The sequence below is a fragment of the Pseudomonas sp. S1(2024) genome, from assembly GCF_046557535.1.
Genome location: NZ_JBKGFP010000124.1, coordinates 1 through 12049 on the forward strand (window position 1 = coordinate 1; position 12049 = coordinate 12049).

Consider the following 12049-nt stretch of genomic DNA (forward strand, 5'->3'; position numbering starts at 1 on the left):
GGCCTTGTGTCGCGAAAGGGCTGCATGGCAGCCCCGGCAATTTCAGCGGCTAAGCTGATATCCGGGGCCGCTACGCGCCCCTTTCGCGACACAAGGCCGCTCCCACAGGCCGCAAAGCGGCCCCGGCAATATTCAGCCTTCCTCAGGCCAGAAGCGCAGTGGCTTGCCTTCGGCCGGCCAGAAACGCATCTGCTCGATAGGCGACACATCCCAGCGCTGCACTGTTTCCAGCGCCTGCAGGAAGCGCTTTTCCTGCTCCATCAACGCCGGCGCGCAGAGCTTGCGGGTCTTGCCGACCTTGCCGAAGCTGAGGTGCTCGCCGTCCAGTGTGTATGGCGCGAACCAGTGGTTGCAGCCGCCATTGCCATAGGCACGGCCATCGCTGGCCAAGGTCAGGGTCAGGTGGCTGTAGTCGATCAGCGGCCGTTCGCCAATCCACTCCAGCACATAGCTGCGCTCCTGCTGCAGCTTGGAAGGTTCTGCGGCGCAGCCGAGCAGGCCGGTGGCAATCAGCACGCCGGTCAGCAGATTTTTCACTCGGCGCTCTCCTGGCAACGCGGGCACAGGTGTTTTTCGCCACGGCTGGCCCAGCCCAGCTCGGCAACGCGCGCGCTGGCGGCAGGCTGGCGGGCTTTCTTGCCCAGCTTGGCGTCCACCGCGAACTCGAAGTCCAGCACGGCGTCGCAGCTGTCGCACGCGACCTGCCAGGTGAGGATTTCCAGCTCGTTGAACACCGGGCCGCTGGCCACGGCAACCCACTGGCCGCGCGGGTTGATCAGGTGGCGCACGCTCTCCACTGTCAGGCGCATGGACAAGTCCTTGCTGCCCTTGAGGGTGACCAGCAGGGTGTCGCCTTTGTGCATCGAGCCGCCGTTGCCGGTGACCTGGTAGCGGCCCGGCACCAGGGCGCGGCACTCGATCAGGGTATGTTGCGGGTTGAAAAGGGTGTAGCGGAAATCGTGCTCGACCATGGGTCCTCCAGAAATGCCGCGTATCCTAGCACTAACCCATCACCAGATTCTGTGGATTGCCTGCCGCCCAGCGGTTGATGTTGTCCAGCGTGGTCGCGGCGATGGCATCCAGTGCCTCGCGGGTAAGGAACGCCTGGTGGGCAGTGATGATCACGTTTGGGAAGGTCAGCAGACGGGCCAGCACGTCGTCCTGCAGCGGCAGGTCGGAGCGGTCCTCGAAGAACAGCTGGGCTTCTTCTTCGTATACGTCCAGGCCGAGGTAGCCGAGCTGACCGCTCTTCAGTGCGTCGATCAGCGCCGGGGTGTCGACCAGCGCGCCGCGGCCGGTGTTGATCAGCATGGCGCCGGGCTGCAGCTGGGCCAGGCTTTGTGCATTGATCAGGTGCCGGGTGTGCTCGGTCAGCGGGCAGTGCAGGCTGATGACGCGGGCTTCGCGCAGCAACTCGGGCAATGGCAGGTAGCGCGCGCCCAAGGCCAGCAACTCGGGGTTGGGGTAGGGGTCATAAGCCAGTAACTGGCAGCCGAAACCAGCCATGATGCGAGCAAAGGCTGTGCCGATCTGGCCGGTACCGACCACGCCGACGGTCTTGCCGTGCAGGTCGAAGCCGGTCAGCCCATGCAGGGTGAAGTCACCCTCGCGGGTGCGGTTGTAGGCCCGGTGCAGGCGCCGGTTCAGGGCCAGGATCAGCGCCACGGCGTGTTCGGCCACGGCGTGCGGCGAGTAGGCCGGCACTCGCACTACGGTCAGGCCCAGGCGCTGGGCGGCGGCCAGGTCGACATGGTTGTAGCCGGCCGAGCGCAGGGCGACCAGGCGCGTGCCGCCTGCGGCCAGGCGCTGCAGCACCTGGGCGTCGAGCTCGTCATTGATGAAGGCGCAGACCACCTCGTAGCCATTGGCCAGGGTAGCGGTGTCGAGGGTCAGGCGGGCGGGCTGGAAGTGCAGGTCCAGTGTGGTGCCGCTGGCGGCACGGGTGAAGCTTTCCTGGTCGTAGTGCTGGCTGCTGAACAACAGGGCGCGCATGGTGGGTTCCTTTTCCAGTGCAGGAGGTACAGCATACCTTGAATATGGCGCGGGCCACTGTGGGAGCGGGCGTGCCCGCGAAGAAGACTTCGCGGTGGATGGCACGGGCTTCGCCCGTGTTCGCGGGCCCCCCCAATCCCACAGGGAACTGTGTCAGGCGCTCAATCTGGCCTGCGCCGCCAGGCGGTTGATCGCCGCATCCAGTTCGTCCAGTGCCAGTTGTGCCAGCGGGTTTTCCTGCTTGAGCAAGGTTTCGCTGCGCTGGCACGCGGCCCGCAACTGCGGGACGCCGCAATAACGTGAGGCGCCGTTCAGGCGGTGCACCTGTTCGATCAGGCGGTTGCGGTCGTCGGCCTCGCGGGCGGCGCGTATGGCTTCGCGGTCGGCTTCCAGCGAGCCCAGCAGCATGCTCAGCATATCGGCCGCCAGGTCCGCTTTGCCGGCGGCCAGGCGCAGGCCTTCCTCAGGGTCCAGCACCTTCAGGTCATCACCGTTGGCCAGTTGCTCGGCCAGGCGTTCCTGCTCTGGCGCACCCAGGCTCAGGCCGGTCCATTTCATTACCACCTGGGCCAGCTGCCGTTCGCTGATTGGCTTGGTCAGGTAGTCGTCCATGCCTCCATGCAGCAACGCGCGTTTCTCGTTGGCCATGGCGTGGGCGGTGAGGGCGACGATCGGCAACGGGTCGCCGCTTTGGGTGTTTTCCCACAGGCGGATCTGCTCGGTGCAGGCGCGGCCGTCCATGCCGGGCATCTGCACGTCCATCAGCACCAGGTCGAACGGTTCGTTCTGTACCGCCTGTACTGCCGCATAGCCGTTGTCGACGGCCAGCACCTCGGCGCCCAGGTCTTCGAGCAGGGTCTGCACCAGCAGTAGGTTGGCGGGGTTGTCGTCGACGCAGAGGATCTTCGGCTGGCGCTGGCCGTTGATGCTGTTCACCTCGCCCTGCGGGCGGCGCGGTTGCACCAGTTCCAGCAACAGGCGGCGCAGTTTGCGCGTGCAGGTCGGCTTGGACAGCAACTGGCCATGGCCGTTGGGAAGGTACGGGTGGTACAGCGCCTGCTCGGTGGTCGGGCACAGCACCACGCACTGGCAATGGTAGCGCTCGAGCTGCTGATGGTAATGGCCCAGCTGCTCGGGCGACAGGTTGCCAAGGTTGGCCCCGAGCACGGCGAACTCGAACGGCAGGCCGGCCTGGCTGGCGGCTTGCACGCCCTGCAGCAGTTGGTCGAAGGAGGCGAACAGGCTGACGCTGAGGCCGCAGTCTTCCAGCTGGTGCTCCAACGCCTGGCGCGCCAGTTCGTGGCCATCGACGATGGCTGCGCGGCGGCCCAGCAGCGGTTGCAGCGGCAGCTCCTCGACACCATCGTGGGCCTTGGGCAGGTTGAGGCTGATCCAGAACTGCGAACCCTCGCCCGGGGTGCTGTCGACGCCGATTTCTCCGCCCATCTGCTCGATCAGGCGCTTGGAAATCACCAGCCCCAGGCCGGTGCCGCCAGGCTGGCGGGCCAGCGAGTTGTCGGCCTGGCTGAAGGCCTGGAACAGCGTACGCACATCCTGCGGCGACAAGCCGATGCCGGTGTCCTGCACGCTGATGCGCAGCTGCGCACTGTCCTCGTGCTCATCTTCGAGCATGGCGCGTACGACGATGGTGCCCTCGCGGGTGAACTTGATTGCGTTGCTGACCAGGTTGGTAAGGATCTGCTTGAGCCGCAACGGGTCGCCGATCAACGACGACGGGGTATCGCGGTAGATCAGGCTGAGCAGTTCCAGCTGCTTGGCGTGGGCGGCCGGGGCGAGGATGGTCAGGGTGTCCTGGATCAGGTCGCGCAGGTTGAAGGGGATGCTGTCGAGCACCAGCTTGCCGGCCTCGATCTTGGAGAAGTCGAGGATCTCGTTGATGATCCCGAGCAGGTTGTCGGCAGACTTCTCGATGGTGCTCAGGTAGTCGAGCTGGCGCGGTGTCAGCTCGCTTTTTTGCAGCAGGTGGGTGAAACCGAGGATGCCGTTGAGCGGGGTGCGGATTTCGTGGCTCATGTTGGCCAGGAATTCCGACTTGATGCGGCTGGCCTCCAAGGCTTCCTTGCGCGCCATGTCCAGCTCGATGTTCTGGATCTCGATGGTTTCCAGGTTCTGGCGTACGTCCTCGGTGGCCTGGTCGATGCTGTGCTGCAGCTCTTCGTGGGCGTTGTGCAAGGTTTCGGCCATACGGTTGATGCCGCGCGCCAGCTCGTCAAGCTCGTGGCTGCCCATGGCCGGCAGGCGCTCCTCGAGGTGGCCGTCCTTGAGCTGGTTGACCGCATGCTTGATGCGCTTGATTGCGGCTCATGCGCAGTGCCAGCAGGCCGCTGAGCACCAGGCAGGCGAGAATCAGCAACAGGCTGGTGAACAGGTTGCGGTAGCCGCGCAGCAGGGTGCCGTCGTGGGACAGCTCGATCTCGACCCAGCCCAGCAGGCGTTCGGCTTCGGTCGGCACGGCATCGGTGGCCAGGTCGCGGTGGTGGCCGAACACTGGCATCAGATAGCGGGTGGCGTCATTGCCGCTGCGTTGCAGCAGCTGGGTGCCGGTGCCGCCGCTGGGCGGCTGGTTTAGCATGCTCGGGCCGGCATGTGCCAGGCGCGTGCGGTCCGGGGCCAGGAAGGCGACTGCGCGCACATCGGCCTGCTCCAGTGTTTGTGCGGCAATGCGCTCAAGTTGTGCCGGTGCCAGCTTGGCCATGGCGGGCGCGGCCAACGGCGCCAGTTGCTCGGCGATCATCTTGCCGCGTTGCAGCAGCTGGGTGCGCAGGTCGTTCTGTTGCAGCCAGGTGAAGTAGCTACCCAGCACCAATGCCATCAGGCCGGCCGGCAGCAGGGCCAGCAGCAGGACCCGGCTGCGAATTCCCAAGCGATCGAGCACACTCGCCTCCTGTCATGTGCCTGGACACCGTCAAGCGATGACGGCCAAGCCGGGAAGTTACTCCGCCTGCGGTGCTATTGCACCTCTTTAGTACGTGTTTTGTGCCCTTGCAGCGGCATTGGTCGCAGGGCGGTTGCCTGGCAGGCGCTGGATACTCAATAATCACGCAATTGAGAATGCATGGCAGTTGCCAATGAATCCTGTAGCTATTCACAACTCCAATATCCTCGCCATCGAGGATGATCCGGTCCTCGGTGCCTATCTGCACGAAGAGCTGCAGCGCGGCGGCTTCCAGGTGACCTGGTGCCGCAATGGCCTGGAGGGCCTTGAAACGGCGGGACGCCATGCTTTCGACGTGGTCCTCATGGACATCCTGCTGCCCGGGCTAAACGGCCTGGATGCCCTGGCGCAGTTGCGCAAGCGCAGCGCCACGCCGGTGATCCTGATGTCGGCGCTAGGTGCCGAAGCCGACCGCATCAGCGGCTTCCAGCGTGGTGCCGACGACTACCTGCCCAAGCCGTTCAGCATGGCAGAGCTGCGGGTGCGCATCGAGGCTATCCTGCGCCGTGTGGCCCTCGAGCGGCGCCATCAAGCCCCGCAGGTGCAGGAAGGCGGTGGCGAGTTGCAATATGACGAGGCGCTGTGCGACGTGCGCCTGGATGGCCGCCTGGCCGGCCTGACACCCAGCGAATACCGCCTGCTCGACATTCTCAACCGCAACCTCGACGAAGTCCTGAGCAAGCCGTTCCTTTACCAGCAAGTGCTACAGCGAGGCTATTCGCGGCATGACCGCAGCCTGGACATGCACGTCAGCCAGATACGCCGCAAGCTCAAGGGCATCGGCTATCACGAACGGCAGATCCGTACCGTGTGGGGCAAGGGCTACGTGCTCAGCGCAAGCGAGGCGGAGTAACCCATGCTCGACCGCCATTCGCTGTTCTGGAAGCTGGCGATCCTGCTGGTGGGCTTCTGCCTGCTGATGATCGGCCTCAGTTACACCTGGGGCCGGCACATGGAGACCCAGAACGCCTTCCTTTCGGAGCCGGCGCGGCAGGCTTTGCGTGGCTATGCCGCCGAGGCCGAGCAGGCATGGCGCAGTGGTGGGCGGGCAGGGCTGGACCGCTGGGTGGCGACGATGCACCAGCGCGAACGCGGCTGGGTCGGCGTGCTCGACCTGAACCTGCGGCCGCTCGACAGCGCCAGCCTCGACCCGCAGATCATGCAGCGGTTGACCCGCCTGCGCGGTGTCGACTGGCCGATGAGCCGGCGCAGCGTCGACCAGCCGTGGTTGCGCATACCGTTCCCGGGGGCACCGGAGCAGGGCATGTTGGTGATCGAACTGCCGCAGCGCTTCAACCCCGGCCAGTACCGGATGCTGTGGCGTATCATCACCAACGGCATCATCCCGGGTCTGTTCACCCTGCTGTTGTGCGTTGGCCTTTATCGCATGCTGATCGTGCCGTTGAACCAATTGCGCGAGCAGGCCAATGCCTGGCGCGCCGACCAGTTGTCGGCTCGCCTCGACTCACGCACCATCGCCCGGCATGACGAGCTGGGTGAACTGGCCCGTGCCTTCGACCAGATGGCCGAGCGGCTGCAGGGCACGGTAGCCATGCAGCAGCAGTTGCTGCGTGATCTGTCTCACGAAATGCGTACGCCACTCAGCCGGCTGCGGGTGGCCTGCGATGGTGAAACCGACCTGCAGCGCCTGCGTGAACGCCTGACACGGGAGGTGGACTGCATGCAGCAGCTGGTCGAGGATACCCTGCAACTGGCCTGGCAGGACGCCGAACGTGCGCCGATGAACCTTGAGCCGATCGAGGTGCAGGCGCTGTGGGAGCTGCTGGCCGAGAATGCCAGTTACGAAAGCGGCTGGGCACCGGCGCGGCTGCGCTGCGAAGTGCCGGCGGACTGCTGGGTGCAGGGCAACCTGAACTACCTGGCCCAGGCGCTGGAGAACCTTTTGCGCAATGCCATTCGTCACTCGCCGGCCGAGGGTGTGGTGCGCCTCGGTGGGCAGCGTGAAGGCGGGTATTGGCGGTTGTGGCTGGAAGACGAAGGCGGTGGCGTGGCTGAAGAAGACCTGGAGCGGATCTTTGCACCGTTCTCACGGCTGGACGGTTCGCGGCCCGGGGATGGTGGTTTCGGCCTGGGGCTGAGCATCGCCCGCAGTGCCATCCAGCGTCAGGGTGGCACCTTGTGGGCGCAGAATGGCAAGCATGGGCTGCGGCTGTGGATGAGATTGCCGTTACATGTGCCGGCCCCTTCGCGGGCACGCCCGGTCCCACAGGTACAGCATTTATCTTGAGTGCAGCGCAATCCCTGTGGGAGCGGGCGTGCCCGCGAAGAGGCCGGTACAGGCTATCGATATAGCTTGTAGCTATATTCATCACAGATTGCGTGATATGGCCGGGAAGGGTTTGCCGGTATGATAGGCACCCCTGCCGTCCGGATTGTGAAATACGCCATGACCTTGCAGTACCCAACCATCGCCGATTGCGTCGGCAATACGCCCCTGGTTCGCCTGCAGCGTATCGCTGGCGAAACCAGCAACACCCTCCTGCTCAAGCTCGAAGGTAACAATCCCGCCGGCTCGGTGAAGGACCGCCCGGCACTGTCGATGATCACCCGCGCCGAACTGCGCGGCCAGATCAAGCCCGGCGATACCCTGATCGAAGCCACCTCCGGCAACACCGGCATCGCCTTGGCGATGGCTGCGGCGATCAAGGGCTACAAGATGATCCTGATCATGCCCGACAACTCCACCGCCGAACGCAAGGCCGCCATGACCGCCTACGGCGCCGAGCTGATCCTGGTGACCAAGGAAGAGGGCATGGAGGGCGCCCGTGACCTGGCCGAGAAGCTGCAGGCCGAAGGCCGCGGCCTGGTGCTGGACCAGTTCGCCAACGGCGACAACCCCATCGCCCACTACAACAGCACCGGCCCCGAGATCTGGCAGCAGACCCAGGGCACCATCACCCATTTCGTCAGCTCCATGGGTACCACCGGTACCATCATGGGCTGCTCGCAGTACCTCAAGGAACAAAACCCGGCGGTGCAGATCATTGGCCTGCAACCAATGGAGGGCTCGGCAATTCCGGGCATCCGCCGCTGGCCCGAGGAATACCTGCCGAAAATCTTCGACGCCAGCCGTGTCGACCGCGTGGTCGACATGTCGCAGCAGGAAGCCGAGGAAACCACCCGCCGCCTTGCCCGTGAAGAGGGCATTTTCTGCGGCGTGTCTTCCGGTGGTGCAGTCGCGGCCATGCTGCGCCTGTCCCGCGAGGTGGAAAATGCCACGATGGTCGCGATCATCTGCGACCGCGGCGACCGTTACCTGTCCACCGGCCTGTTCGACCCGAGCTAAATGTCCAAGAAGAAAAGCAACAGCGGCCTGCGCTTCCAGCCGGCTGGCGGCAACCGCAGCCCCCAGGTCCCGGTGGGCAAGAAGCAGCGCCTGGAAATCGAGCGCCTGGCCGGTGATGGCCGGGGCATTGCCTTCCACGAAGGGCGCACCTGGTTCGTCAGCGGCGCCCTGGCCGGTGAGGCCGTCGAGGCGCGGGTGCTCAATGCCCGTGGCAAAGTGGTCGAGGCCCGCCTGGAGCGCCTGCTGCAGGCCAGCCCCGAACGCCGTCAGGCACCGTGCCGGTATTACGAACGTTGCGGAGGCTGCAACCTGCAGCACCTGCCGCACGAAGCGCAGCTGGCGCTCAAGCAGCGCACCCTGGCAGAGCAGCTTCAGCGGGTGGCCGGCGTGCAGCCCGAGGAATGGGCCGCACCGCTGAGTGGGCCGGAGTTCGGCTACCGGCGCCGCGCCCGCGTGGCCGTGCGCTGGGACGCCAAGGCGCGTCAGCTGGAGGTCGGCTTTCGTGCCGAAGCCAGCCAGGACATCATTGCCATCGACGATTGCGCGGTGCTGGTACAGCCCTTGCCGTCGATTCTGCGCCATTTACCGACCGTGCTGCGCTCGCTGAGCAAGCCGCAGGCGCTGGGCCATGTGGAACTGTTCAGCGGTACTGCCGAGGCGCTGCTGGTGCGCCATGTCGCGCCGTTGCCCGCCGAAGACCTGGCCAGGCTGCAGGCGTTCTGCGAACAGGCCAATGCCCAGTTGTGGCTGCAGGGCGAAGGGGAGCCGGCGCCAGTGGACCCGGCCGCGCAGCTGGGCTTTGCCTTGGCGCCCTGGCAGTTGGAACTGGCCTGGCGCCCAGGTGACTTCGTACAGGTGAATGCCCAGGTCAACACGGCAATGATAGAGCAGGCGCTGGCCTGGCTCGCACCGCAGGCCGACGAGCGCGTGCTGGACCTGTTCTGCGGCCTGGGCAACTTCGCCCTGCCACTGGCCCGGCAGGCGCGCGAGGTAGTGGCAGTGGAAGGAGTGCAGGCCATGGTCGATCGGGCCGCGGCCAATGCCCGGAACAACAATGTGCATAACGCACGGTTTTTTCAGGCCGATTTATCGCAGCCTTTGGCGGGTGCCGGATGGGCCGCCGAGGGCTTTTCTGCGGTACTCTTGGATCCACCGCGCGACGGTGCTTTCGAGGTGGTGCAAGGCATCGCCCGCCTCAAGGCCAGAAGGCTGGTCTATGTATCGTGCAACCCGGCCACGCTGGCGCGAGACGCGCAGGTGCTGGTCGGCCAGGGGTACCGGTTAAAAAGGGCCGGGATTCTCGACATGTTTCCTCAGACGGCGCATGTCGAGGCCATGGCGTTATTCGAAGCGGGCTAGCTGACTGGCCCCTTGGTGCGGCTTTCATGGAATGGTGGCCGCACGGTGATCGCCAGCGCACCCGTGTGGTGTGCTGTATGGAAAGGTAAAACAAAGATGGTACAGGTGAGAGTGCACCAGCCGGTCAACACCGACGGCAGTATCAATCTCGAAGCATGGTTGGACCATGTGGTAAGCGTCGATTCGGCACTGGATCGCGCAGCGCTGAAAGAGGCCTGCGAGTTTGCCCATGAAGTCGAGAAAAAGGGCAACCCGGCCAAGCATTCCTGGGCGGACGGTACGTCCAGCTTCCAGGCGGGCCTTGAAATCGCGGAAATCCTAGCCGACCTCAAGCTCGACCAGGATTCCCTGGTGGCGGCGGTCATCTACCGCTCGGTACGCGAGGGCAAGGTGACCCTGGCCGAGGTCAGCCAGCGCTTTGGCCCGGTAGTGTCCAAGCTGATCGACGGTGTGCTGCGCATGGCCGCCATCAGCGCCAGCCTCAGCCCGCGCCAATCGCTGGTGCTGGGCTCGCAGGCGCAGGTCGAGAACCTGCGCAAGATGCTCGTGGCCATGGTCGACGACGTGCGCGTGGCGCTGATCAAGCTGGCCGAGCGCACCTGCGCGATCCGTGCGGTCAAGGCCGCCGACGACGAGAAACGCCTGCGTGTCGCGCGCGAGGTGTTCGATATCTATGCGCCGCTGGCGCACCGCCTGGGTATCGGCCACATCAAGTGGGAGCTGGAAGACCTTTCCTTCCGCTACCTCGAACCCGACCAGTACAAACAGATCGCCAAGCTGCTGCACGAGCGCCGGCTGGACCGCGAGCGGTTCATCAGCGAGGTTATGAACCAGCTGCAGAACGAGCTGCTGGCCACTGGCGTCAAGGCCGACATCAGCGGCCGGGCGAAACATATCTATTCGATCTGGCGCAAGATGCAGCGCAAAGGCCTGGAATTCAGCCAGATCTACGACGTGCGCGCGGTACGCGTGCTGGTGCCGGAAATTCGCGACTGCTACACCGCGTTGGGCATCGTGCATACCCTGTGGCGGCATATCCCCAAGGAGTTTGACGATTACATCGCCAACCCCAAGGAGAACGGCTATCGCTCGCTGCACACCGCGGTGATCGGCCCCGAGGGCAAGGTGCTGGAAGTGCAGATCCGTACCCACGGCATGCACGAGGAAGCCGAGCTTGGGGTATGTGCCCACTGGCGCTACAAGGGCACCGACGTCAAGTCCAGTTCCAACCATTACGAAGAGAAGATCTCCTGGCTGCGCCAGGTGCTGGAGTGGCACGAAGAGCTGGGCGACATCGGTGGCCTGGCCGAGCAGCTGCGGGTCGACATCGAGCCGGACCGGGTCTATGTGTTCACCCCGGACGGCCACGCCATCGACTTGCCAAAGGGTGCCACGCCGCTGGACTTCGCCTACCGCGTGCACACCGAAATCGGCCACAACTGCCGCGGCGCCAAGATCAACGGGCGCATCGTGCCGCTCAACTACAGCCTGCAGACCGGCGAGCAGGTCGAGATCATTACCAGCAAGCACGGCAATCCCAGCCGTGACTGGTTGAACTCCAACCTGGGCTACGTCACTACCTCGCGGGCACGGGCCAAGATCGTGCACTGGTTCAAGCTGCAGGCACGCGATCAGAACGTCGCTGCCGGCAAGACCTTGCTCGAACGCGAGCTCAGCCGCCTGGGCCTGCCGCAGGTGGATTTCGAGCGCCTGGCCGAGAAGACCAACGTCAAGACCGCCGAGGACATGTTCGCCTCGCTCGGTGCCGGCGACCTGCGCCTGGCGCACCTGGTCAACGCCGCCCAGCAGCTGCTTGAGCCCGAGCGCATCGAGCAGATCGAACTGGTACCGCGCAAGCCCACCGGGCCGCGTACCGGCAAGCGTGGCGACATCCAGATCCAGGGTGTCGGCAACCTGCTGACGCAAATGGCCGGCTGCTGCCAGCCGCTGCCGGGCGACGCCATCGTCGGCTACATCACTCAGGGCCGCGGTGTGAGCATCCACCGCCAGGACTGCGCTTCGGTGCTGCAGTTGGCGGGCAAGGAACCGGAGCGCATGATCCAGGTAAGCTGGGGGCCGATCCCGGTGCAGACCTACCCGGTCGACATCGTCATCCGTGCCTACGACCGCCCGGGCTTGCTGCGCGATGTGTCGCAAGTGCTGCTGAACGAAAAGATCAACGTGCTGGCGGTGAACACCCGCTCGAACAAGGAAGACAACACCGCGCTGATGTCGCTGACCATCGAGATTCCAGGCCTGGATGCGCTGGGGCGCCTGCTGGGGCGGATCTCGCAGTTGCCCAACATCATCGAGACGCGGCGTAATCGTACACCTTGAGACCGCGGTGCCTGCTTCGCGGGCTTGCCCGCTCCCACAGGCAAGATGCAGATTTCGAAACCTGCATGCATCCTGTGGGAGCGGGCAAGCCCGCGAAG

The 12049-nt window shown here is 65.0% G+C and carries 8 protein-coding genes and 1 pseudogene; 5 read left to right on the plus strand and 4 right to left on the minus strand.

Going from position 1 to position 12049, the window contains the following annotated elements:
• Nucleotides 1–132: 132 nt before the first annotated feature.
• The 4 genes and pseudogenes from ACLCGK_RS30725 to ACLCGK_RS30740 form a co-directional block, all read right to left on the minus strand.
• The gene (locus ACLCGK_RS30725; RefSeq protein ID WP_004375489.1) at nucleotides 133–537 is read right to left on the minus strand and encodes an META domain-containing protein; all 405 of its coding nucleotides are present in this window, start codon (nucleotides 535–537) and stop codon (nucleotides 133–135) included.
• Complete coding sequence (locus ACLCGK_RS30730) at nucleotides 534–971, minus strand: hypothetical protein (RefSeq protein WP_004375491.1); 438 nt, start codon at nucleotides 969–971, stop codon at nucleotides 534–536. The genes ACLCGK_RS30725 and ACLCGK_RS30730 overlap by 4 nt, the downstream gene beginning before the upstream one ends.
• Before the next feature lie 31 nt (nucleotides 972–1002).
• Nucleotides 1003–1992 (minus strand): 2-hydroxyacid dehydrogenase, encoded by a 990-nt coding sequence (locus tag ACLCGK_RS30735; protein ID WP_410951279.1) that lies wholly within the window; start codon nucleotides 1990–1992, stop codon nucleotides 1003–1005.
• Nucleotides 1993–2145: 153 nt separating this feature from the next.
• Nucleotides 2146–4888: pseudogene (locus ACLCGK_RS30740) on the minus strand (response regulator).
• Nucleotides 4889–5081: 193 nt separating this feature from the next.
• Here ACLCGK_RS30740 and ACLCGK_RS30745 point away from each other — a divergent pair.
• From ACLCGK_RS30745 to relA, 5 genes are all read left to right on the plus strand, one after another.
• A complete protein-coding gene (locus ACLCGK_RS30745) occupies nucleotides 5082–5801 on the plus strand; it encodes a response regulator transcription factor (RefSeq protein WP_367245320.1) in 720 nt (239 codons plus the stop codon).
• A 3-nt stretch (nucleotides 5802–5804) separates the two neighbouring features.
• Entirely contained in the window at nucleotides 5805–7196 is a 1392-nt protein-coding gene (locus ACLCGK_RS30750) for a histidine kinase sensor domain-containing protein (RefSeq protein ID WP_410951278.1), read from the plus strand.
• A 159-nt stretch (nucleotides 7197–7355) separates the two neighbouring features.
• Nucleotides 7356–8255: a cysteine synthase CysM gene (gene cysM / locus ACLCGK_RS30755; protein WP_023662461.1), complete on the plus strand. Its 900-nt coding sequence runs from the start codon at nucleotides 7356–7358 to the stop codon at nucleotides 8253–8255.
• The gene (gene rlmD, locus ACLCGK_RS30760) at nucleotides 8256–9614 is read left to right on the plus strand and encodes a 23S rRNA (uracil(1939)-C(5))-methyltransferase RlmD (RefSeq protein ID WP_410951277.1); all 1359 of its coding nucleotides are present in this window, start codon (nucleotides 8256–8258) and stop codon (nucleotides 9612–9614) included. It begins immediately after the preceding gene.
• A gap of 96 nt (nucleotides 9615–9710) precedes the next feature.
• The gene (relA, locus tag ACLCGK_RS30765) at nucleotides 9711–11951 is read left to right on the plus strand and encodes a GTP diphosphokinase (RefSeq protein WP_015269231.1); all 2241 of its coding nucleotides are present in this window, start codon (nucleotides 9711–9713) and stop codon (nucleotides 11949–11951) included.
• Nucleotides 11952–12049 lie beyond the last annotated feature (98 nt).

Excerpts from the sequence above, each read along its gene's own strand:
- ACLCGK_RS30730 (WP_004375491.1), bottom strand. The coding sequence starts at position 971 with ATGGTCGAGCACGATTTCCGCTACACCCTTTTCAACCCGCAACATACC.
- rlmD (WP_410951277.1), top strand. The coding sequence starts at position 8,256 with ATGTCCAAGAAGAAAAGCAACAGCGGCCTGCGCTTCCAGCCGGCTGGC.
- cysM (WP_023662461.1), top strand. The coding sequence starts at position 7,356 with ATGACCTTGCAGTACCCAACCATCGCCGATTGCGTCGGCAATACGCCC.
- ACLCGK_RS30750 (WP_410951278.1), top strand. The coding sequence starts at position 5,805 with ATGCTCGACCGCCATTCGCTGTTCTGGAAGCTGGCGATCCTGCTGGTG.
- relA (WP_015269231.1), top strand. The coding sequence starts at position 9,711 with ATGGTACAGGTGAGAGTGCACCAGCCGGTCAACACCGACGGCAGTATC.
- ACLCGK_RS30745 (WP_367245320.1), top strand. The coding sequence starts at position 5,082 with ATGAATCCTGTAGCTATTCACAACTCCAATATCCTCGCCATCGAGGAT.
- ACLCGK_RS30735 (WP_410951279.1), bottom strand. The coding sequence starts at position 1,992 with ATGCGCGCCCTGTTGTTCAGCAGCCAGCACTACGACCAGGAAAGCTTC.